23 protein-coding genes are annotated in these 21,070 nt (G+C 56.3%); 12 read left to right on the top strand and 11 right to left on the bottom strand.

The annotated features are described in order from the left end of the window. Positions 1–38 precede the first annotated feature (38 nt). The 6 genes from carB to carA are packed head-to-tail and all read right to left on the bottom strand — an operon-like array spanning position 39 to position 6,465. On the bottom strand, positions 39–3,362 hold the full coding sequence (carB, locus tag AC0V6N_RS06140) for a carbamoyl-phosphate synthase large subunit (protein ID WP_486170705.1): 3,324 nt from the start codon (positions 3,360–3,362) through the stop codon (positions 39–41). Continuing rightward, the gene (locus AC0V6N_RS06145; RefSeq protein ID WP_486170706.1) at positions 3,362–3,907 is read right to left on the bottom strand and encodes a hypothetical protein; all 546 of its coding nucleotides are present in this window, start codon (positions 3,905–3,907) and stop codon (positions 3,362–3,364) included. Before AC0V6N_RS06145 ends, carB begins: the two co-directional genes overlap by 1 nt. After that, on the bottom strand, positions 3,904–4,302 hold the full coding sequence (locus AC0V6N_RS06150; protein WP_486170707.1) for a hypothetical protein: 399 nt from the start codon (positions 4,300–4,302) through the stop codon (positions 3,904–3,906). Before AC0V6N_RS06150 ends, AC0V6N_RS06145 begins: the two co-directional genes overlap by 4 nt. Further along, the gene (locus AC0V6N_RS06155) at positions 4,302–4,919 is read right to left on the bottom strand and encodes a carbamoyl-phosphate synthase large subunit (RefSeq protein ID WP_486170708.1); all 618 of its coding nucleotides are present in this window, start codon (positions 4,917–4,919) and stop codon (positions 4,302–4,304) included. The genes AC0V6N_RS06150 and AC0V6N_RS06155 overlap by 1 nt, the downstream gene beginning before the upstream one ends. Further along, positions 4,916–5,287, bottom strand: a complete 372-nt coding sequence (locus AC0V6N_RS06160; RefSeq protein WP_486170709.1) for a hypothetical protein — start codon at positions 5,285–5,287, stop codon at positions 4,916–4,918. Before AC0V6N_RS06160 ends, AC0V6N_RS06155 begins: the two co-directional genes overlap by 4 nt. After that, the gene (carA, locus tag AC0V6N_RS06165; protein ID WP_486170710.1) at positions 5,284–6,465 is read right to left on the bottom strand and encodes a glutamine-hydrolyzing carbamoyl-phosphate synthase small subunit; all 1,182 of its coding nucleotides are present in this window, start codon (positions 6,463–6,465) and stop codon (positions 5,284–5,286) included. The genes AC0V6N_RS06160 and carA overlap by 4 nt, the downstream gene beginning before the upstream one ends. Before the next feature lie 150 nt (positions 6,466–6,615). Between carA and AC0V6N_RS06170 the strand changes: the two genes are divergently transcribed. The 4 genes from AC0V6N_RS06170 (at position 6,616) to parA (ending at position 11,733) form a co-directional block, all read left to right on the top strand. Beyond that, positions 6,616–7,068: a GatB/YqeY domain-containing protein gene (locus tag AC0V6N_RS06170; protein ID WP_486170711.1), complete on the top strand. Its 453-nt coding sequence runs from the start codon at positions 6,616–6,618 to the stop codon at positions 7,066–7,068. A 60-nt stretch (positions 7,069–7,128) separates the two neighbouring features. Then, complete coding sequence (gene dnaG / locus AC0V6N_RS06175; RefSeq protein WP_486170712.1) at positions 7,129–8,976, top strand: DNA primase; 1,848 nt, start codon at positions 7,129–7,131, stop codon at positions 8,974–8,976. Positions 8,977–9,045: 69 nt separating this feature from the next. Beyond that, positions 9,046–11,061: an RNA polymerase sigma factor RpoD gene (rpoD, locus tag AC0V6N_RS06180; RefSeq protein WP_486170713.1), complete on the top strand. Its 2,016-nt coding sequence runs from the start codon at positions 9,046–9,048 to the stop codon at positions 11,059–11,061. An 18-nt stretch (positions 11,062–11,079) separates the two neighbouring features. Next, positions 11,080–11,733, top strand: coding sequence for a ParA family partition ATPase (gene parA, locus AC0V6N_RS06185; RefSeq protein ID WP_486170714.1), 654 nt, complete (start codon positions 11,080–11,082; stop codon positions 11,731–11,733). A 15-nt stretch (positions 11,734–11,748) separates the two neighbouring features. Here the strand turns inward: parA and AC0V6N_RS06190 are convergent, their stop codons facing one another. Then, positions 11,749–12,426 carry a hypothetical protein gene (locus AC0V6N_RS06190; RefSeq protein ID WP_486170715.1) on the bottom strand — a complete coding sequence of 226 codons (678 nt, stop codon included), beginning with the start codon at positions 12,424–12,426 and terminating at the stop codon, positions 11,749–11,751. Between the two features lie 160 nt (positions 12,427–12,586). Here AC0V6N_RS06190 and AC0V6N_RS06195 point away from each other — a divergent pair, with 160 nt between their 5' ends. The 8 genes from AC0V6N_RS06195 (at position 12,587) to AC0V6N_RS06230 (ending at position 17,878) form a co-directional block, all read left to right on the top strand. Continuing rightward, a complete protein-coding gene (locus tag AC0V6N_RS06195; RefSeq protein WP_486170716.1) occupies positions 12,587–13,066 on the top strand; it encodes an RpiB/LacA/LacB family sugar-phosphate isomerase in 480 nt (159 codons plus the stop codon). Beyond that, a complete protein-coding gene (glyA, locus tag AC0V6N_RS06200) occupies positions 13,063–14,373 on the top strand; it encodes a serine hydroxymethyltransferase (protein WP_486170717.1) in 1,311 nt (436 codons plus the stop codon). The genes AC0V6N_RS06195 and glyA overlap by 4 nt, the downstream gene beginning before the upstream one ends. Positions 14,374–14,400: 27 nt before the next feature. Beyond that, positions 14,401–14,673 (top strand): hypothetical protein, encoded by a 273-nt coding sequence (locus tag AC0V6N_RS06205; RefSeq protein ID WP_486170718.1) that lies wholly within the window; start codon positions 14,401–14,403, stop codon positions 14,671–14,673. A gap of 9 nt (positions 14,674–14,682) precedes the next feature. Further along, positions 14,683–15,156: a transcriptional regulator NrdR gene (nrdR, locus tag AC0V6N_RS06210; protein ID WP_486170719.1), complete on the top strand. Its 474-nt coding sequence runs from the start codon at positions 14,683–14,685 to the stop codon at positions 15,154–15,156. A gap of 1 nt (position 15,157) precedes the next feature. Beyond that, a complete protein-coding gene (locus AC0V6N_RS06215; RefSeq protein ID WP_486170720.1) occupies positions 15,158–15,904 on the top strand; it encodes an RNA methyltransferase in 747 nt (248 codons plus the stop codon). Between the two features lie 84 nt (positions 15,905–15,988). After that, on the top strand, positions 15,989–16,342 hold the full coding sequence (locus AC0V6N_RS06220) for a hypothetical protein (protein ID WP_486170721.1): 354 nt from the start codon (positions 15,989–15,991) through the stop codon (positions 16,340–16,342). 182 nt (positions 16,343–16,524) lie between these two features. Beyond that, positions 16,525–17,139, top strand: coding sequence for a 30S ribosomal protein S4 (gene rpsD, locus AC0V6N_RS06225; RefSeq protein WP_486170722.1), 615 nt, complete (start codon positions 16,525–16,527; stop codon positions 17,137–17,139). A gap of 217 nt (positions 17,140–17,356) precedes the next feature. Continuing rightward, entirely contained in the window at positions 17,357–17,878 is a 522-nt protein-coding gene (locus AC0V6N_RS06230) for an NAD(P)H-dependent oxidoreductase (protein WP_486170723.1), read from the top strand. Here the strand turns inward: AC0V6N_RS06230 and AC0V6N_RS06235 are convergent. From AC0V6N_RS06235 to AC0V6N_RS06250, 4 genes are read right to left on the bottom strand one after another with little or no spacing between them, the layout of a single operon-like run. Beyond that, positions 17,875–18,147, bottom strand: a complete 273-nt coding sequence (locus tag AC0V6N_RS06235; protein WP_486170724.1) for a chorismate mutase — start codon at positions 18,145–18,147, stop codon at positions 17,875–17,877. The two genes, AC0V6N_RS06230 and AC0V6N_RS06235, sit on opposite strands and share 4 nt — an antisense overlap. A gap of 33 nt (positions 18,148–18,180) precedes the next feature. Beyond that, entirely contained in the window at positions 18,181–19,311 is a 1,131-nt protein-coding gene (gene tgt / locus AC0V6N_RS06240) for a tRNA guanosine(34) transglycosylase Tgt (protein WP_486170725.1), read from the bottom strand. A gap of 7 nt (positions 19,312–19,318) precedes the next feature. After that, a complete protein-coding gene (locus AC0V6N_RS06245; RefSeq protein ID WP_486170726.1) occupies positions 19,319–20,089 on the bottom strand; it encodes an ABC transporter permease in 771 nt (256 codons plus the stop codon). Continuing rightward, positions 20,086–21,027, bottom strand: a complete 942-nt coding sequence (locus tag AC0V6N_RS06250; protein ID WP_486170727.1) for an ABC transporter ATP-binding protein — start codon at positions 21,025–21,027, stop codon at positions 20,086–20,088. Before AC0V6N_RS06250 ends, AC0V6N_RS06245 begins: the two co-directional genes overlap by 4 nt. Positions 21,028–21,070: the final 43 nt, after the last annotated feature.

Here is a 21,070-nt window from a genome sequence, read left to right on the forward strand (position 1 = left end):
TCAAACCATCGAAATGTCGGGAAAGACGGCGTGTGTGCTCAGCTATAATAGTCTTGCAATGATCGGACTTCAAGCTGTGACGGTTTTATCGCCGCAATTGCCGCCGCTGCGGAGCGCGATGCGGTGGCGGTTGTGTAGTACGGAACCTTCTTTTCGAGAGCGGTTGCTCGGATGGATTTTGAATCGAGCAGCGATTGCCAGCCCTCGGTAGTGTTGAAGATCAGCGCGATTTCGCCATCAATGATTTTGTCGACGATATGCGGCTGTCCTTCGGCGACTTTGTTCACCCGCTCCACCGCAAGCCCCTGATCGGCAAGGTAACTTTGCGTGCCAGCAGTGGCGACAATCTTGAACCCTTCGTCGAGCAGCTGCTTCACTGCAGGTACGATCACGGCTTTGTCTGAGTTTTTGACCGAGACGAACACTGTGCCTTCGCGTGGCAATACCATGCCCGCACCGAGCTGTGATTTCAGGAAGGCGGCTTCGAAATTGCTGTCAATTCCCATGACTTCACCCGTGGACTTCATTTCAGGTGTCAAGATCGGGTCAGCACCGGGGAAGCGGGCAAATGGGAACACCGCTTCTTTGATCGCCATATAGTCGAATTCGCGCTTGAACGGTTCAAATGTCGCCAGTTTCTCGCCTGCCATCACGCGGCTTGCGATCTTGGCGACGGGTTGCCCGATCGCTTTGGCAACAAAGGGAACCGTGCGACTGGCGCGGGGATTGACCTCGATCAGATAGACCTCGTCATCCTTCACCGCGAATTGCACATTCATCAACCCGCGCACGCCCAATGCAAGTGCCAAAGCCTCGGCCTGACGTTCCATTTCGGCGATGATTTCCGCGCTGAGCGAATAGGCTGGCAGGGTGCAGGCGCTATCGCCAGAGTGGACGCCTGCCTCCTCGATATGCTGCATGACACCTGCGATGCGGACCTCATCCCCATCGCAAAGCGCATCGACATCGCACTCAATCGCATCGCGTAAGTATTGATCAACCAGTACAGGACTGTCGCCAGATACGTTCACCGCCGTTTTGATATAATCATCCAATTGCGCTTCGGAATCGACGATTTCCATAGCACGGCCACCCAGCACAAAGGACGGACGCAGCAGCACCGGATAGCCAATGCGTGCAGCCACAGCCGCGGCCTCATCGCGGGTATAGGCGATGCCGTTATCGGGTTGTTTAAGGCCAAGTTTATCGACCAATTTCGCGAACCGCTCACGGTCTTCTGCATGGTCGATCGCGTCAGGAGAGGTGCCAAGGATCGGGATCCCTGCATCTTCCAGTGCCTGCGCGAGTTTAAGCGGTGTCTGCCCACCGAACTGCACAATCACACCCACCAATTCGCCGGTTGATTGCTCAACACGGAGGATTTCGAGCACATCTTCGGCTGTGAGCGGTTCAAAATACAGACGGTCGGATGTGTCGTAATCGGTTGAAACCGTCTCCGGGTTGCAGTTGATCATGATGGTCTCAAAACCCTGCTCTGCCAGCGCAAAGCAGGCATGGACGCAGCAATAATCAAACTCGATGCCCTGCCCGATCCGGTTTGGACCACCGCCCAGAATAACGATCTTCTTGCGATCCGACGGCGCGGCCTCGCATTCTGCCTCCCCAAAGCTGGGCGCTTCATAGGTCGAGTACATGTAAGGGGTGATGGCTTCGAATTCGGCTGCGCAGCTGTCGATCCGTTTGAAGACCGGCATAACGCCCAGCTTCTTACGCAGATCGCGCACTTCTTCTTCGCTCGTCGCTCCGGCCATTGCCTGCAACGCGTCATGTAACAGTCCTGAGCGGCGCGCCTGTGTTTCCGCCAAGCCATCCTTTACTCCGACCGATCGCACAGCCAGTGTGGCAAGGCGCTTATCGGAGAAGCCCATCGCTTTCAGACGGCGCAGGCCAGCGGCGTCATTAGGTAGGCCATCCTTCGAAATCTCCGCCTCAGCAGCGATGATCTCTTCGATCTGGCGCAGGAACCAGTGATCATAGCCGGTGACGTTGTGAACATCGTCGACCGAGAGCCCTTCGCGCAATGCCTGCCCCACTTTGAGCAAGCGATCAGGCGTGCGCCGCGAAATAGCCGCGGTGATGACATCGCGCGATGTGCCTTCAAGCTCGCGCACCCGGTTGAAACCATCGAGGTCAGTTTCCAACCCGCGCAGCGCCTTTTGCAGCAATTCTTGAAAGTTGCGGCCAATTGCCATCACTTCGCCGACCGATTTCATAGCGGTGGAGAGCGTTGCCTCGGATCCTTTGAACTTCTCAAATGCAAAGCGCGGAATCTTGGTCACGACATAGTCGATGGTCGGCTCAAAACTGGCGGGTGTTGCCCCGGTAATTTCGTTGCTGATCTCATCAAGAGTGTAGCCAACAGCCAGCTTCGCCGCGACACGGGCAATGGGGAAGCCCGTTGCTTTAGAGGCCAACGCTGACGAGCGCGACACACGCGGGTTCATCTCGATAACAATTAGGCGGCCATCCTTGGGATTGACCGCAAACTGCACATTTGAACCGCCCGTCTCGACGCCAATTTCGCGCAGCACATCAATGCTGGCGGTGCGCATGATCTGATATTCTTTGTCCGTCAGCGTCAAAGCCGGCGCGACCGTGATCGAATCGCCGGTATGCACACCCATCGGATCGACATTTTCAATCGAGCAAATGATGATGGCATTGTCGGCCCGGTCGCGGACCACTTCCATCTCATATTCTTTCCACCCAAGCAGCGATTCCTCGATCAGAACTTCGGTGGTGGGAGAGGCATCGAGGCCCTCCCTTACAATCCGCTCAAACTCTTCCTTGTTATAGGCAATCCCGCCGCCCGTTCCGCCAAGGGTGAAGCTAGGGCGTATAATAGATGGAAGGCCGGTGCGCTCAAGCACTTCACGCGCTTGTTCAATCGTGTTCGCAACACCCGAGCGCGCGCTTTCCAGCCCGATGGAGTCCATCGCGTCACGGAAACGCTGGCGGTTTTCCGCTTTGTCGATCGCATCGGCTTTGGCGCCGATCATCTCAACACCGTGCTCAGCCAAAACGCCTTGATCTTCCAGAGCCAATGCGCAGTTCAGCGCCGTTTGCCCGCCCATCGTCGGCAGCAGCGCGTCAGGTTTTTCCTTAGCGATAATCTTCGCAACAATCTCAGGCGTGATCGGCTCGATATAGGTGGCATCGGCAAACTCGGGATCGGTCATAATGGTCGCCGGGTTCGAGTTCACCAGGATCACCCGATATCCTTCCTCTCTCAGCGCCTTGATCGCTTGCGTGCCTGAATAGTCGAACTCGCACGCCTGTCCGATAATGATCGGGCCAGCGCCAATGACGAGGATGGAGGAGATATCAGTGCGTTTGGGCATTAGGTGTTGTTCTCTGCTTCAGCCACATCGGCGTCGGATTGATCGGGTGAGGTGATGTCTTCGGGTTCGGTCTGTTCGGGCGCGATGTCGATCATGATTAGGCGCATCCCATCTTTTTGAGCGGCACAGCCCGTTGCAATCATGGTCGATTTGGCCTCTGCGGCGCCGCGCACGCGGTAGAGCGCAGGGTCGTTCGCCATGAAGAAAGCACCCTTTTCATCGACCGGCATAGCCATGAATTGAGCGACGGCGGTTGAGGTCTCGTTCGTCGTTTCCATCAACCGGCGACCGGCAGTATCATCGCTGCCCTCCACCATCAGGCCTTGAATATCGCCAAATCCAAGTTTGGTGATGTCATAGGTAAATGTCGGGACGCCCTCAGCCTCAGTATACTCGTCAAAGGAGGTGCCGGGGCCCAGCAATCCGGGCACGCGGGTAAGGCATTCCCCTTCGGATTCAAAACCGACACGGGGGTCTTCCGGAAACAGAATGTTGCATCCTGAAAGCGCCGTAAGCGCCAGTACGGTAAAGCACGCACGCATCATCCGCTATTCCTCCCATCTTTCAGCCTGAGGCCAGGTTGCTCTTCATTCCGAATGCACTTGATCTGCGTCGCGCTGAGATCCTCATTCAGAATTGCGAGAAGCGAAACGCCATCAGTGGCCTGAACCAGCAAGGTCTCACCCAGCTCGCATTGGTCGACGATGGTTTGCAGGACTTCGCGGTAGTTGCGGATATAGGTATTTGCGCCAGGCGATCCGGGTATGCCACCGCCGCTATAGACTTCGATCGTCCAACTCACCGCGAGCGCTGCGTCAAAGTCGGCTTCGCTTTGCGCGTCTTGTATGGGTGTTGAGCCACTGCTCTGCGCATTATGCCCCTGCGCATTGGCGCATCCTGCCAAGCAGGCGATGGCCACTATTCCCGCGAGTAAACGCATTACCCCTGCCCTCCGGTGTTTGGTTCAAAGGCGTAGCTGATTTTGGTGTAGCGATAGATATAGGGCAGCACGTCGGGGCGTGAGACGCCTTTGCCGTAAACAAACGTGCAATTGCGGCGAATATCGACCATCCGCTCCCCATCGCGCACCAGAATATAGCTCAGCACATAATGCGAGCGCGGGTTTGAGCGGCGACCGACCACATCTAGCTGCCGCTGCGTTTCCGTCACATCAAGCAACTGGTCCATATCGCGAAAGCCTTGGCTCTCGCGCTGCTCGGCGACACTTTCGTGCAGAGCAACAGGGTCAAAGCTCTCCTCGTCAAAAACGCCATCCACTGCCGCAACACGGCAATCCATGCGCCCAGCGACGGGGCGGTCAGTGTCTTCCATAAAGAGCACAGGCCGCCAAAACGCGATCACCGGCAGACCAGAGGCGCCCGCTTCGAGTAAGACCGAACCATCGCCTTGAAATGCCACTCCGGGAGCGATCTCGGCGCCGGGCCACTCGGCAAAAGGCGACGGCGTCATCGGACCGGCAGATGCGGGCGTTTCGCCCATTGCCCCAAGCAAAAAGGCGATTGGCATCGCGAAAAAGCTGAGGCGAGAGAGGCTCAAAGCCCCATCTCCGTCGGGCCAGTATCAACCGAGAATTCCGCTCCCGTTTGCTCCTCATATTCTGCCAAGCAAACGATCACCCCAACCATCTCACGATCCGAACGTTTACGCCCGAAAACAATGGTCACATCTTCTGCGCTATCAGCCTCGATCGTGCCCGTTACCGACACCCCATCATCAGTGGTAAAGCTCATTGAACGGCTGCCAACCTCGCGTTTTGCATCCTGCAGTCCGCATTTTTCCTGCACTTCAGCAAATTGCGCTTCGGTCATGGGGCCTGGTGCGTAGTCTGAGCCAAACACCCCGCCATCAGAGCAAGCCGCCAAGCTTAGCGTAGCGACCAAGGCAATCTGGGAGTGGAACCTCATGCCAGCCCCCCAACGAACTTCTCAAACAGGTAAAAGCTATCCTGCGGCCCCGGACTTGCCTCTGGGTGATACTGCACGCCAAACGCCTGCTTGCCCTTCACCGCGATGCCGCAATTGCTGCCGTCGAACAGGCTAACATGGGTTTGTTCCAAGGTGCCGGGCAGAGTGTCCGCATCCACCGCAAAGCCGTGGTTCATGCTGGTGATCTCTACGAGGCCGTTGGTTTCTCCCCAGTCCTTACCCACGCGCTGTACGGGATGGTTTGCGCCCCGGTGGCCTTGGTGCATTTTCACCGTCTTAGCTCCCGCTGCGAGCGCCAACATTTGGTGGCCCAAGCAGATGCCGAACAATGGCATGTCCGCCTCGAGCAGCGCCTTGATAACAGGAACCGCATATTCGCCGGTTGCAGCAGGGTCTCCGGGACCGTTCGAGAGGAAAACGCCATCAGGCTTCAACGCCATGATGTCGTCTAGCGAGGTCTTGGCCGGCACCACCGTCACCTTGGCCCCTGCGCGAACGAGGTTGCGAAAGATGTTGTCCTTTGCCCCGTAATCAATCGCGACCACATGCGGGGTCGCATCGCGGTTTGCGCGGCCATAGCCGTGGCCGAGCCGCCAATAACCGCCCTCCCAGCTTTCCTGAGCATCGCGCGTCACCCGTTTGGCTAAGTCCATCCCTTCAAGACCCGACCATTCTTTCGCGCGGGCGATAAGAGCGGGTACGTCGAACTTACCCTCTGGCGAATGCGCGATCACGGCATTGGGCGCGCCCGACATTCTGATGCGCCGGGTGAGTGCACGCGTATCCACGCCCGAAAGCCCAACTTTGCCGTTGCGCTCCATCCATGTGGTGAAACGCTCAAGAGAGCGGAAATTGGATGGCTCGGTCACGTCTTCACGCACCACGCAGCCGACTGCGCCTTCTACAGCGCTCTCCACATCCTCACCATTCGCGCCGACATTGCCGATATGCGGGAAGGTAAAGGTGACGATTTGCGCGGCGTAAGACGGGTCGGTCATCACTTCCTGATATCCGGTCATCGCGGTGTTAAAGCACACCTCACCAACCGCATCGCCAACACTGCCAAACCCCTTGCCCCAAATGACAGTTCCATCGGCCAAAACGAGACAGCCCGTCGCTCCGTTAGGTTGCGCAGGATGAGAGGCAGCAGAAGCCATTTGAGGCCCTTCCAAGTCGTGAGTTTCCAGCAATGTCGCTAAGTCTCATCGGCTAAGCGTGGCAGCGCCCCCCGTCAACCTAGGCGAAGGCGCATTCTTGCGTTAGAGCGCAGCCAAACACCATTCCATCCACAGGTTAGTGCAAACACCATGATCAGAGACGATATCAAAGCCGCCACCATCACCGCGATGAAAGCCAAAGAGAAAGAGCGCACAGCGACGCTTCGGCAGATTTCCGCCAAGATCAAAGATCGCGATATTGAAGAGCGCACCAGCGGCAAAGACATTGATGACGATGCTTTGGTCACGAGCGTGCTTCAGAAAATGGCCAAGCAGCGGCGCGAATCGATTGAGATGTACGAACAAGGCGGGCGCGATGAACTCGCCGCCAAGGAAGCAGCAGAACTCAGCCTTATCGAAGAATTCCTTCCGCAGATGATGAGTGAGGACGAAACCAAAGCCGCGATTGAAGCGATCAAGACGGAGACCGGAGCCTCTTCAATGAAGGATATGGGTCAGGTCATGGGCGCGCTCAAAGCGAAGCACGGCGCGGTGCTCGATGGTAAGCTTGCGAGCGGACTGGTGAAAGCGGCGCTGAGTTAAGCACAGAACGCTCCACAGAGCGCGCTTGAAACGGCGGACAATTGGGCACAGTTTGTAACGATGGCTATCACCCCCCAATGGAAGGACGAGCTGCGCGCCCGTATCACGCTATCAACCGTGATCCTGCGCACCGATAAGCTCACCAAAGCGGGGCGTGAATGGAAGGGGTGTTGCCCGTTCCATGACGAGAAGACACCGAGCTTTTACGTCAACGATCAGAAGCAATTCTACCACTGCTTTGGCTGCGGCGCGCATGGCGATGTGATCAGCTGGATGACAGAGCAGCGTGGGATGTCCTTTATTGATGCGATCAAAGAACTTGCTGCTGAAGCAGGCATGGAAGTGCCGGCGCCTGATCCCGTCGCAGCAAAAAAGGCGGAGAAGCGCGCAGAGCTGGTCGATGTCACAACAGAAGCGCAAGACTGGTTCGTCGACAATCTACGCAGCGCCGATGGGCGCGAGGCCATGCGCTATTTGAACGAGCGCGGGTTAAAGCCTGAAATTTTGCGCGAGTTTGGCTTTGGCTACGCGCCAGAGAGCAAGCAGTCGCTCAATCGCGCGCTCACCCGGTTCGATGATCAGATGTTGGTAGAAACCGGCATGCGCATCAAAACCGATGATGGCACAACCTATGACCGTTTCCGCGGGCGGATCATGCTGCCCATTCAAGATGCACGCGGCCGAGTGATCGCCTTTGGTGGTCGAATTCTTGGCGAGCGGGATGGCGTTGCAAAATATCTGAACTCGCCTGACACACCGCTCTTTGACAAAGGGCGCACGCTTTACAACCTCCACCGCGCTGCCCCGGCCTCGCGTCAGACCGGACGGGTAGTGGTGGTCGAAGGCTATATGGATGTGATCGCGCTTGCGCAGGCAGGGATAACTGATGCGGTTGCGCCATTGGGCACCGCGCTCACTGAAATGCAGCTTGAGATGCTGTGGCGTATGGTTGAGCTACCGGTCTTGTGTTTTGATGGAGATGCCGCAGGGCAGCGCGCTGCGATGCGCGCGATAACCCGCGCCCTGCCGATGCTTGCCCCGATGCGCAGCCTTAGGATCGTTCGATTGCCGGCAGGGCTCGACCCCGATGACCTCATCAACGCTCAAGGCGCGGCAGCCATGGAAAAGCTGCTAAGCGAGGCCAAGAGCCTGCTTGATATGCTTTGGGAATTTGAGCGCGATGCCAAACCATTGGCCAGTCCAGAAGCCAAAGCGGGTTTAAAGGCGAGGCTCATGGAGCATGTCGACACAATTCAAGATAGCGATATCCGATCGCTCTACCGTCGAGAACTGCTCGACCGTTTTTCCGCCTTTGCCTATCCTCCTCGCGAGCAGCGCAAGACACAACAGCGCGGCCCTTGGCGCGGCGCACCCGCCGCACCGCGCGGCCTTTCACTGGATGCTCGCGGCACATTAAGCCGAGAGATGGCAGGCGGTCAGCGAACCACTTTGCTTGCTGCGGTCATTGCAGGTTTTACCCGCCACCCAGACCAGATAGCGCAGCACGAGGAAGCCCTTAGTCAGCTCGCAAAACTCGACCCAAATGCAGCACCTGCAATTGAATCGTTGATTGAATTGTCAGAAACGCTTGATTCGGGAGGCGTAAACGCCATATCAGCCACTGAAGGCCGATCCGCCCCACCGGAAGATCCAAGCTACGCTTTCCTTAGAGAAGGCACAGACCCCGGTGAAGCGCGCGAGGAATTGGCTGAAGCTGTATCGCTGCTGGCACTCAAACCAGCGCTCGAAACCGCTATGGCGGCAACGATCGCTCAGTTTGATAATGATCCGGAAGGGTCGTTTGCAGAGCAGGCCCGTTTGCGAGAACAGCTCCATAAAGTTGATGAGCGCCTGAAAGCTTTCGGACGCAAAAAAGCCGGTTCGCCGGTTAGTGATGAAGCTGCCTGAGGGCAGCGAAATGGGACAGCACACGGAGCGGTTTTGAAGCCCCTCCAGGGAACGGATTGACGGATTTACATGGCCTCGACCGCAAAAACGCAAGATAAAGACGACGCGCCTCTGATCGACCTCAATGAGGCTGCGATTAAGAAGCTCATCACCAAGGGCAAGAAAAAGGGTTATCTCACCTATGATGAGCTGAATGAAGCTCTGCCATCTGGTGAGATGAGTCCTGACCGGATCGAAGACATCCAGACGAGCCTGTCAGAGATGGGCGTGCAGATCGTCGAGAACGACGAAGAAGCTGAGGCGGAGGCTGAACAAGAAGCCGAAGTCGAGGAAATGCAGGTCGACGAGGATAAGAAGAAGGCCGCTGCCGCCAAACCTGCCGCCAAGAAAACCGGTACAGGTGAGCGCACCGATGACCCTGTCCGTATGTATCTGCGCGAAATGGGCGCGGTTGAGCTGCTCAGCCGTGAAGGCGAAATCGCGATTGCCAAGCGGATCGAATCTGGCCGTGACATGATGATCATGGGCCTGTGTCAGAGCCCGATCACCTTCCACGCCATCATTCAATGGTCCGAAGCGCTCAATTCTGAAGATATGCAGCTGCGTGAAATCCTTGATCTTGACGCGATGCTTTCCAAGGAGCCTCCACCAGACAAGATGGAGGAAGAGAACGAAGAAGACGACGGCACGATCTCCGAAGAAACCGCTGGCCCAACGATCCGCGACGATGATGAGGTTGAGGATCACAAGGAAGACAGCGAAGACGAGGAAGGCGAGGAAGGCGATTCCAAGAAGGATGAAGAGGAAGAGGAGGACAACACCCTTTCCCTTGCCCAAATGGAAGCCGCGCTTAAGCCCGATGCTATCGAGCGTTTTGCGCGCATCACCAAACTCTTCAAAACCTTCGAGAAATTGCAGGCAGAGCGTGTTGAAACCTTGGCTATGGGCGGTGAATTCCCCAAGGCCAAGGAAAAGAAATACGAAACGCTCGGCGACGAATTGACCGCCGAAGTGGAAAGCATGCAGTTCCACGCGACCAAGATCGAATTTCTGGTCGACAACCTTTACGCCTTCAACCGCCGCCTGACTGCCCTTGGTGGCCAAATGCTGCGCCTGGCTGAGCGTCACAAAATCAAGCGCATCGACTTCCTCAAAGGTTATGTCGGCAATGAGCTTGATGATGCGTGGATCAAAGAACGCGCCAAGAAGGATAAGAAATGGGCCGCTTTCCTTGAGAAGGAAGAAATGGCTGTCGAGCGTATCCGCACCGAGATTACGGATATTGCCGCGAATACTGGCATGGCGCTCCCTGAATTCCGCCGCATCGTCAACATGGTGCAAAAAGGTGAGCGTGAAGCGCGTATCGCCAAGAAGGAAATGGTTGAGGCGAACCTACGCCTCGTGATTTCCATCGCCAAGAAATACACTAATCGTGGCCTCCAATTCCTCGACCTTATTCAAGAGGGCAATATCGGCCTGATGAAGGCGGTCGATAAGTTCGAATATCGTCGCGGCTACAAATTCTCGACCTATGCGACCTGGTGGATCCGTCAGGCGATCACCCGCTCAATCGCAGACCAGGCGCGGACAATCCGCATTCCGGTCCACATGATCGAGACGATCAACAAACTGGTGCGCACTTCGCGTCAATTCCTGCACGAGGAAGGCCGCGAGCCGACCCCCGAGGAAATGGCCGCGCGCCTTTCCATGCCGCTAGAAAAAGTGCGCAAGGTGATGAAAATCGCCAAGGAGCCGATCTCACTCGAAACGCCAATTGGTGACGAGGAAGATTCGCATCTGGGTGACTTCATCGAAGACAAGAACGCGATCATTCCTGTCGACGCCGCCATTCAAGCGAACCTCAAGGAAACGGTCACGCGCGTCCTTGCATCGCTCACCCCTCGTGAAGAGCGTGTGCTGCGTATGCGTTTCGGCATCGGCATGAACACTGACCACACCTTGGAAGAAGTCGGCCAGCAATTCAGCGTGACCCGCGAACGCATCCGTCAGATCGAAGCCAAGGCGCTGCGCAAACTGAAGCACCCAAGCCGTTCGCGCAAAATGCGTTCGTTCTTGGATCAATAAGGAGGCTGGGGTCGGCAAATGGCCAAAGACACCCCAACCATCATCGCCATCGCCAGCCAAAAGGGGGGCTCGGGTAAAACCACCCTTGCCGTCCATCTGGGCACGCGAGCCGCGCAGTCAAAGCATGAGAGCTGTGTAATAGACACCGATCCGCAGGCAACCGCTGCGGCTTGGTCGGATTGGCGCGGGGATTTTTTGCCCGTGGTGGTGACCGCTCCGCCTGCGCGGCTTGGGCGTACAATTGAAAGCGCCAAGAAAAACGGGGTCGACTTTATCGTGATCGACACCCCTCCCCATGCCGATGCAGCTGCGCGCGAGGCGATCAAGGCGGCGGACATTGTGCTGATCCCAACGAAACCGCGCGCTTTCGACCTCGCGGCTCTCGAACCGATTGCGGACTTGATCAGTTTCGCCAAAACTCCTGCCTATGTCGTGCTGAACGGCGTCCCATCGGGCGCGACGGTGCTTGCCGAGGAAGCGCGCGACGCGGCCAAGGGATTGGGGTTGGAAGTCTGCCCTATTGAGCTTGGCGATAGGGCAGCATTTCATCGCTCCAGCGCGAAGGGTGAGACCGCTGCCGAAATCGATCCCGATGGGAAAGCCGCCAAGGAAGTCGAAGCGCTTTGGAAATGGGTGCGCAAGACCACCAAGAAGATGAAGAAAAACAGTTAAGCATCTGCTTCTAAATCAATATCTTCGGTTTCGATCATCTTCAAAACTGCGTGGGTTTAGCCCATATTTCAATCGATATTCGCCGGGAATGATGGGCTCTGGCGCGCGGGACAAACGGCCAAACCTGCTACGCATGCGATCGAGTTCATTGTATGGGATTTCGGACCATTCGATCGTATTGCGGGCAGTCAAAGCAAAGTCGCCCGCATAGGTTACCGCCCCCGCTTGCACCTCAAATTCCGGCGCAATCTCGCTGTAGCCACGGCTGGGCCGCGAAAGCTGCTCTCCCCCGCCCAGTCCTTGCACATCGATCAGGCACCGTTCGTCCTCTTCCGGAATCTTGGGGCAATTCATGCCATGCGCGATCAGGCGATAGGTGCCGGGTGCCAGTTGATAGGCCTTGATCTTGTACTCGACCGTATCATTTCCAAACGCGAAAAAGCCCTGTGATCGCTCAAATCGCACGACATCTGCGTCATTCGTTGCGCTTCCGCCTTCACGCAGGAAATAGACCTGCAAAGGATCATCAAGATACAGCTCGCTGCGAATAGAGATCACCACGGCGCCATAGCCGTCATCCAAGGCAGAGGCTCTCGAAACCCGCTCAACCTCAGTTCCCGGTTCGGCTGCGGCCTGCGACCAAGCGGGGAGCAATGAAAGAGAGAGCAATAAGGCGGCTAATGCCATTCGCATTTATCGGTGCTTTCGTTCGCTTGATCGGGCACCAGACGAATGGAACAACCTCGTTCGCTGCACAAGGGGCATTATCCGTTCAAAATTTTCGCATCCAATTCGAGGAAAAGCACCATATGCGGGGTGGAGTCTCAAGCGCCCTCCCCCTATGTAGCGGTCCATGCGTATTGCCATTGCCTCTGATCATGCCGCCATTGACCTTAAGGCTGAACTCGCCGAATGGTTGATGGATGAAGGACATGAAGTCGCCGACCTCGGCCCCGATGCGGGTGAGAGTGTCGATTATCCCGATTATGGCTACAAGCTTGCAGACGTCATAGCCGAAGGGACGGTAGAATTTGGCGTCGCCTTATGCGGATCAGGCATCGGCATCTCAATCAGCGTCAACCGGCATCCAAAGGCGCGCTGCGCACTCGTCTCTGAGCCATTGTCTGCCGCCCTTGCCCGCGAACATAACAATGCCAATTGCATTGCCCTTGGCGCGCGACTGACCGGCATCGAAATGGCCAAGTCTTGCGTAGCTACTTTTCTAAGCACCGAATTTGCTGATGCGGGGGACCCAGAAGGTCGCCACCAACGCCGCGTCGCCAAGCTCGGCGTTCCGCCCATTCAGCCAGATCACATCGAGACCCATCAATGAGCACTCAGCCAAACCACACCACTGATCCTATGCATGGTTTCTGGCATGATGACCTTGCGACCTCAGACCCGGAAATCGCAGCGGCCATCGGCAGCGAGCTTCACCGCCAACAGGATAAGATTGAGCTGATCGCGAGCGAAAACATCGCGTCGAAAGCGGTGCTCGAAGCAACTGGCAGCGTCTTCACCAACAAATATGCCGAGGGGTATCCGGGCAAGCGCTATTACGGCGGTTGCGACTATGCCGATGTGGTCGAAACACTGGCAATTGACCGCGCCAAGCAATTGTTTGGCTGCAACTTTGCCAATGTACAGCCCAATAGCGGCTCACAGATGAACCAGGCGGTTTTTCTCGCACTGCTAGAGCCCGGCGACACATTCATGGGGCTCGACTTGAATTCAGGTGGACATCTTACCCACGGATCGCCTGTCAATATGTCAGGCAAGTGGTTCAACCCTGTCAGCTACGGCGTGACTGAAGGTGATGAGCTGATCGACATGGATGCAGTTGCAGCGACAGCGCGCGAACATAAACCAAAGCTCATCATTTGCGGTGGCACGGCCTATTCGCGGGTGTGGGATTTTGCTGCCTTCCGCGCGATTGCCGATGAAGTGGGCGCAATTCTGCTGTGCGATATGAGCCATATCTCAGGCCTTGTTGCAGGCGGCGCGCATCCTTCGCCCTTCCCGCATTGCGATATTGTGACCTCGACAACGCACAAGAGCCTTCGTGGCCCGCGCTCCGGCATCATCCTTTGGAATGATGAGAAGTATACAAAGCCGCTCAACATGGCCGTCTTCCCCGGCTTGCAAGGTGGTCCTTTGATGCATGTTGTCGCTGCAAAGGCGGTCGCCTTCCGTGAGGCGTTGCAGCCTGAATTCAAAACCTATGCTCACCGCATTGTCGAAAATGCCCGCGCATTGGCTTCAAGCCTTGAAGAGCATGGCCTGCGCATTGTCTCTGGCGGCACTGACAACCACTCAATGCTTGTCGATCTCACTGCGAAAGACGTGACCGGCAAAGCAGCGGAGGCAGGCCTCGACCGCGCTTGGCTCACCTGCAACAAGAACGGTATCCCGTTCGATACGCGCTCACCTTTCGTCACCAGCGGCATCCGTTTGGGCACACCGGCTGGCACCACACGCGGTTTCGGCCCAGTTGAATTTCGCCAAGTCGGAGAGTTGATCGCTGAGGTCGTAAATGGTCTTTCCAAAAATGGACCAGAAGGCGATGCTCAAATTGAAGAAAGCGTCCGCCAGCGTGTTTCACAACTTTGCAAGAATTTTCCAGTATATCCCGAAGGATAAGTACACTATTGTTAAAGGATAGCTGTCATGAGCAAGCTAGTGAAAAATGACGCTGTCATTATCGATCAAGACGAGGACACTATGGCGAAAAAGCAAGAAGCTGAAAAAGACTGGGTGCAGGACACCCGCGAAGAGATTTCGATGATGATCAAGGACGGCTTCGACCACGATTCGACCAAGCCCGTCTTGAAAGCTGCTGCTGTTGGCGCTGTTGCTGGCGTAGTGCTTCCCGGTGTTGGTCTTGCAGCTGGTCTTGTGGCTGGTGCTGGTTTGGCTCTTCACCACGCTATCCGGAAGTAAGAATTCTAAATGCGCTGTCCATTTTGCGCCAATGACGACACGCAGGTAAAGGATTCGCGCCCAACCGAAGATGCGACCGCCATTCGCAGGCGGCGGCAATGTGGATCGTGCGGTGCACGGTTCACTACCTTTGAGCGCGTGCAGCTACGCGAAGTCACAATCGTTAAGTCTGGCGCCAAAGGCGAGGAGCGGCGCGAAGCTTTCGACCGCACCAAGATTGAGCAATCTGTTGCCCTTGCCTGCCGCAAACGCGGCGTAAGCCAGGAACGCATTGACCAGCTTATTTCAGGTATTCAGCGTCAGGTGGAAACCGCTGGCGAACCTGAAGTGCCTTCTGCACGGATCGGCGAAATGGTCATGGACGGTCTGAAACAAATCGACAGCGTCGCGTATATCCGCTTTGCCAGCGTCTACCGCGATTTCTCCGAAGCGCGCGACTTTGAGGAATTCGCAAGCACCGTTGCTGAGGCAGCCAAGGACTAAGGTGTCCAACAAACCCATCATTGTGCTTGTCCGCCCTCAATTGGGTGAGAATATCGGCAAAGCTGCGCGCGCGATGCTCAACTTCGGCGTTACCGAGATGCGCATTGTTAATCCGCGTGATGGCTGGCCCAATCCCTCTGCTGGTCCTGCCGCCGCGGGGGCGGACATGGTTTTGGATCAGGCGAAGATCTTCAGTTCGACAGCTGAAGCGGTTGCGGATTGTGAGCATGTCTATGCCACAACGGTTCGCAAGCGCGGGGTAACGAAGCCCGTTGTCGGCGCGGATGGTGCGGCGCAACTGATGCACAGTGAGCCCGGCCGCCACGCGGTGCTCTTTGGGCGAGAAGCGTCTGGCCTGGAAACAGAAGACGTGGCGCTTGCGAGACGTATTCTGACCGTTCCAATCAACCCCGAGTTTGGCTCTTTGAATTTGGCACAGGCCGTCATTCTGGTCGCTTATGAATGGTCTCGATTGGAGCTTGAGCAAACCGATCACGGTAAGCTTGTGCAGCCAACTGCCGAGGACGATCTTCTCCCGCCAGCATCACAAAGTGATCTGGAAGGGTTGATTGCACACTTTGAAAAACTGCTGGGTCCGCGTGGATATTTCCTGCCCGAAGCAAGGCGAGAGGCGACAGCGCGTACATTGCGCGGCGTGCTTACAAAACCTGGCTGGAATCACCTCGAAGTGCGAACTCTGCGCGGTGTCTTGAGCACTCTGGAGCGCGGGCCGCGTGAGCCCGAATAAGAGACACTGTACCCGCGCGGTAGACAAACCCTCCACAGCACGGTAGCTCTCCGCCTCCCCTTATTCCCAACAGTGAGAAAATTGATGAAGCTCAGCCCTTCGCGCATTGCGGCGACTGCCGCGTTCGTGCTCGCCGCACCATTGCTTTCTGTATCCGCGCTTGCCGATGAACCGGGCGATGAAGTGAAGGCGGATGAGCCGGCTGCAACAGCACAAGCAGCGGACCAGACTGAGGCTCCTGCGCAAGAACAGCAAAGCGACGCAGCAATTGAAATCCCAGCGATCACCGCACCCTCCTCCGACGCTCCAGCAGCCGAAGAAGAAGCGGAAGAAGAAAAGCGCATTTGCCGCCGCATTCGCGCTGACATGTCTAGCCGCCGCGCAACTCGCGTGTGCATGACGCGTGATGAATGGCGCGAGTTTAACCGCGGGAACTGATCCACTTCTGACAGCTCTACGTAGAACTTGACGAGAGCGCCGGCTCTGGCTAATGGCGCGCCTTCGCAAGTTGGCCCTGCATCCCGGTGAAGCAGTGGCCGCACAAAAGAATAGCTTTTGTGTAGCGATGCCGGGTTCGACGCCTGCTGATTGGGTAGGCCAGCAAATTTGAAGGAATAGACATGACGAAGCGTACAAGCTCGAAGCACAAACTCGACCGCCGCATGGGTGAAAACATCTGGGGTCGCCCAAATTCTCCAGTGAACAAGCGTTCTTACGGCCCCGGCCAGCACGGTCAGCGTCGCAAGAGCAAGATGAGCGACTTCGGCCTGCAATTGCGCGCCAAACAGAAGCTCAAAGGCTATTACGGCGACGTAACTGAGAAGCAGTTCCGCTCGACATATAAGGACGCGACCCGTCTTAAAGGTGACACCGGTCAAAACCTCATTGGCTTGCTTGAGCGTCGCCTCGACATGATCGTATACCGCGCAAAGTTCGCGCCAACGATCTTCTCTGCTCGTCAAATCGTAAGCCACGGTCACATTTATGTGAACGGCGTGAAGTGCAACATTGCAAGCCGCCGTATCGATGTTGGCGATGTCATCAGCCTCGGCAACAAAGCCAAGGAAATGGCGCTGGTTATCGAAGCACAGAGCCTGCCAGAGCGTGAAATTCCTGACTATGTTGTTCCAGATGGCAACGACAAGGTCGCCTTCACTCGCGTGCCAAAGCTTGATGAAGTGCCCTACCCGGTCACGATGGAACCAAACCTCGTGGTCGAATTCTACTCGCGTTAATAACAGCGTCCACAGACACAGAATTGGGGCGGTCCTGCGGGGCCGCCCTTTTCTTTTGTGCGGCGGGCGTGCAAGCCTCTTTCAAGCAGTTTGAGGGATCACTTGCATGAACGTGCTCATAATTGACGGCCATCCTGACGAAGGTCGCTTTGTCACCCATTTGCTCGATATCTATGAGGAGGCGCTGCCCAGCGGCTGCGACGTGAATTGAGTCGCCTTGCGCGATCTCGAATTTACTGCCCACCTACGGCATGGTTATCGCAAGCGCACCAATTGGGAGCCGGACATCCAGATGATGGCGCAAAAGCTCGACGCTTGCGACCATGTCGTATTCGCTTTCCCAATGTGGTGGGGCGCCGAACCGGCAGAACTAAAGGGATTTCTCGACCGACTGTTTCTACCCGGCTTCACTTTTGCGTATCACGACAATGATACTTGGTGGGACAAGAACATGGTTGGCCGCTCAGCCGATGTAATCATCACAATGGATACGCCACCGTGGTTCCACCGCCTCGCCCATGGCAACGCCATTGTTCACCGCTGGAAAAAGCAAATTCTCGGATTCTGCGGGATGAAGCCCGTCCGCATCCTGCCGTTAGGCCAAGTGAAGTTTGGCGGTGCAGAGAAACACGCAAAGAAATGGACCGCAAAGGTCGAAAACCTCGCAAAGAGGATCCGACAAGCGGAGCCTGCGAAAAAGGAATTGCACTTAGAACGCTTCCTCAATCCTTCAGACTAATCGCGAATCCGGTCCCATTCGACAAACTCATAAGCGATGGAGCCTTCAACGAGACGTTCCCAGATTTCGCCGATAACATCAGCGGGAATATCTCGCGCTTGTGCATCGGCGACCGCTGCGTTGATTACGGCGGCCTTGCGCTCCTCATCACGCACTGCATCACGCGTGCCCTTTATCCGAGCGGCCGCACGCATGTAACCAAACCGCCGATCTAGCAGAGCCACAAGCTCGCGGTCGGTCGCATCAACGCCCGCGCGAACGTCAAGCATGGTTTCACAATCTTCCGGCAGCTTTGGCATCAACTACGAACTTCCAAGGTAATTACGCCGAAAATCTGCGGCGAACTGAGCGAATTGCCCCGCCCCAATGGCATCGCGCATGCGCTGCATCAAGGCCTGATAAAACGCAAGATTATGCTCCGTCACCAGCATGGCTCCCAATATCTCACCCGATTTGATGAGGTGGTGAAGATAGGCCTTGGAATAGTCCCGCGATGCAGAGCAATCCGATGCCCCATCGAGCGGCTCTTGATCTTCAGCAAAGCGAGCATTGCGCAGGTTTATCGGGCCATTCCAAGTGAAGGCCTGACCATTGCGGCCAGAGCGGGTTGGCAGCACACAATCGAACATATCAATCCCGCGCTCAACCGCGCCGACAAGATCGTCGGGCTTACCCACGCCCATCAAATAGCGTGGGCGATCCTTTGGCAGCATTTCAGGCGCATAGTCGAGGACTCCGAACATGGCCTCTTGCCCCTCGCCCACTGCCAGGCCGCCAACTGCATAACCATCGAAGCCGACGTCAATCAGCTTTTGCGCGCTGATTTGTCGCAGATCCTGATCCAGAGCGCCTTGCTGAATGCCAAACAATGCGGACCAGGCCGCATGCTCTTCGCCTGTATCAAAGCCATCGCGGCTACGTTTTGCCCAACGCATAGACAGCTCCATGCTCGCAGCAATCTCATCACGAGGACGATCAGCGCGAGGGCACTCATCAAAAGCCATGACAATGTCGGAGCCCAGCAGACGTTGGATTTCCATCGACCGCTCTGGGGTGAGCATATGTTTGGAGCCATCAAGATGACTGCGAAACTCAACGCCTTCTTCGGTCAATTTGCGCAGGTCCGACAGGCTCATCACCTGATAACCGCCGCTATCGGTCAGGATCGGACGATCCCACTTCATGAAATTATGCAAACCGCCAAGCCGGGCGACGCGTTCAGCTCCGGGGCGAAGCATCAGGTGATATGTATTGCCAAGGATGATGTCCGCACCCAGCGCGCAAACGCTTTCGGGCTTCATCGCCTTAACCGTCGCCGCTGTACCGACAGGCATGAATGCAGGTGTCCGGATTTCGCCGCGCTGCATAGCAATGGTGCCTGTACGCGCGCGACCATCGGTCGCCTTGAGCGTGAATTTGAACCGCTCGCTCACTTGTCCGTCACTCCCTGAGGCGCCAACCGGTCTTGAAAATATAGGCAATCACCCCTGTGCAAAGGGCAAGGAAGCCCAGCGTCAGTCCAAGAGAGACCCAGATTGATACGTCCGATGTGCCGTAAAATGTCCAGCGAAGCCCACTCACCAAGAACGCAATGGGGTTGGCAAGAGCAACCGAATTCCATGGCTCTGGCAAATCGTCGATCGAATAGAATGTCCCACCGAGGAACGTCAGCGGCGTAAGGATCAATAGCGGGATAATTCCAAGCTTTTCAAAGCTATCAGCCCAAATGCCAAGAATAAATCCAAACAGTGAGAAACTCGCCGCAACCAGCATGATGTAGCCGACCGCGAACAGCGGATGCTTGATCTCATAATCGACAAAGAACGTCGCTGTTCCAAGGATAATGGCGGCAAGGATCAAGCCCTTGGTCGCCGCAGCTCCAACAAAGCCGATCAATGTTTCAGCCACACCAACCGGCGCGGAAAGCAGTTCATAAATCGTGCCAGTAAAGCGCGGCATGTAGATGCCAAAACTCGAATTGCTTGTGGTCTCGCCAAGCAAAGTCAGCATCAGCAGCCCCGGAATGATAAAGGCACCATAGGCGACGCCATCAACGGGCTCCATACGAGCGCCGATCACCGTCCCAAAAACAACGAAATAGAGGCTGGTGGTGAGGACTGGGGAAAGGATCGATTGAAACGCTGTACGCAGCGCCCGCATCAATTCGCGGGTATAGATCGACCATGCACCCCTCGCGTTAAACGCCATCATGCGTCCTCCCCATGGGTGACAAGGTCGACAAAGATATCCTCAAGCGAGGAATCGTGAATATCGATCCCGACATAGTCGATGCCTTCTGCGATTAGTGCCTTGGTAACAGCTGCGACTTCGGCGCTGCCGCTGCCTGAACCGTCACCGCCTCGATAGCAAAGCTCCGACCCATCCTCGCTTAGTGCGATTGGGAAAGCAGAAAGTGAGCTGGGTAGGTCGTTCAGCGGACTTGCAAGCGCGAACACCGCCTCGGTTGTTCCCATACGCTGCATAATCGCGTCCTTATCATCCACCATCAAGATGCGCCCTTTGCGTATGATCCCTACGCGGTCGGCCATCAATTCGGCTTCTTCGATGTAATGTGTGGTGAGGATGATCGTCGTACCGCTCTCGCGAAGCGCGGCGATTTGTTCCCACATGCCTTTGCGCAGCTCAACATCGACGCCCGCGGTTGGCTCATCCAGGAAAAGCAGATCAGGCTCGTGGGCGAGCGCCTTGGCGATCAGCACGCGGCGTTTCATGCCCCCGGATAATTCGCGTATCTGGCTATCGCGCTTTTCCCAGAGCGAGAGGCTTTTGAGGATTTCCTCAATCCGCGCCTTGTCCGGCGCATGACCAAAAAGTCCGCGCGAATAAGAGACCGCGCGCCAAACGGTCTCAAACATATCGGTGCTTAGTTCTTGCGGCACCAATCCAATTCGCGAACGAGCAGCCCGCCAATTCTTCGCAAGGTCATCGCCAAATGCAGTGATAATGCCTGAGCTGGGCCGAACGAGGCCGCAAACAGCACCAATCAGTGTCGTTTTGCCTGCGCCATTGGGTCCCAAAAGCGCGAAAATTTCGCCCTTTTGAATCTCAAGGTCAATACCGTCCAGCGCTTTGACGCCCCCAGCATAGACTTTGGTCAGCCCTTCGATTTTCAGGATAGTGTCATTCATCGCCTGCCCATGTGGCACAGCGGCTCACGAATGCAAGCGGCGG

The sequence above is a fragment of the Erythrobacter sp. S57(2025) genome, assembly GCF_057365055.1.

Bases quoted from the DNA above. Each gene is read 5' to 3' on its own strand.
- nrdR (WP_486170719.1), top strand. From the start codon at position 14,683: ATGCGCTGTCCATTTTGCGCCAATGACGACACGCAGGTAAAGGATTCG.
- AC0V6N_RS06245 (WP_486170726.1), bottom strand. From the start codon at position 20,089: ATGATGGCGTTTAACGCGAGGGGTGCATGGTCGATCTATACCCGCGAA.
- AC0V6N_RS06235 (WP_486170724.1), bottom strand. From the start codon at position 18,147: ATGCTTGACGTTCGCGCGGGCGTTGATGCGACCGACCGCGAGCTTGTG.
- rpsD (WP_486170722.1), top strand. From the start codon at position 16,525: ATGACGAAGCGTACAAGCTCGAAGCACAAACTCGACCGCCGCATGGGT.
- dnaG (WP_486170712.1), top strand. From the start codon at position 7,129: ATGGCTATCACCCCCCAATGGAAGGACGAGCTGCGCGCCCGTATCACG.
- glyA (WP_486170717.1), top strand. From the start codon at position 13,063: ATGAGCACTCAGCCAAACCACACCACTGATCCTATGCATGGTTTCTGG.
- AC0V6N_RS06145 (WP_486170706.1), bottom strand. From the start codon at position 3,907: ATGATGCGTGCGTGCTTTACCGTACTGGCGCTTACGGCGCTTTCAGGA.
- AC0V6N_RS06150 (WP_486170707.1), bottom strand. From the start codon at position 4,302: ATGCGTTTACTCGCGGGAATAGTGGCCATCGCCTGCTTGGCAGGATGC.
- AC0V6N_RS06160 (WP_486170709.1), bottom strand. From the start codon at position 5,287: ATGAGGTTCCACTCCCAGATTGCCTTGGTCGCTACGCTAAGCTTGGCG.
- AC0V6N_RS06195 (WP_486170716.1), top strand. From the start codon at position 12,587: ATGCGTATTGCCATTGCCTCTGATCATGCCGCCATTGACCTTAAGGCT.
- parA (WP_486170714.1), top strand. From the start codon at position 11,080: ATGGCCAAAGACACCCCAACCATCATCGCCATCGCCAGCCAAAAGGGG.
- carB (WP_486170705.1), bottom strand. From the start codon at position 3,362: ATGCCCAAACGCACTGATATCTCCTCCATCCTCGTCATTGGCGCTGGC.
- carA (WP_486170710.1), bottom strand. From the start codon at position 6,465: ATGGCTTCTGCTGCCTCTCATCCTGCGCAACCTAACGGAGCGACGGGC.
- AC0V6N_RS06170 (WP_486170711.1), top strand. From the start codon at position 6,616: ATGATCAGAGACGATATCAAAGCCGCCACCATCACCGCGATGAAAGCC.
- AC0V6N_RS06220 (WP_486170721.1), top strand. From the start codon at position 15,989: ATGAAGCTCAGCCCTTCGCGCATTGCGGCGACTGCCGCGTTCGTGCTC.
- rpoD (WP_486170713.1), top strand. From the start codon at position 9,046: ATGGCCTCGACCGCAAAAACGCAAGATAAAGACGACGCGCCTCTGATC.
- AC0V6N_RS06205 (WP_486170718.1), top strand. From the start codon at position 14,401: ATGAGCAAGCTAGTGAAAAATGACGCTGTCATTATCGATCAAGACGAG.
- AC0V6N_RS06190 (WP_486170715.1), bottom strand. From the start codon at position 12,426: ATGCGAATGGCATTAGCCGCCTTATTGCTCTCTCTTTCATTGCTCCCC.
- AC0V6N_RS06250 (WP_486170727.1), bottom strand. From the start codon at position 21,027: ATGAATGACACTATCCTGAAAATCGAAGGGCTGACCAAAGTCTATGCT.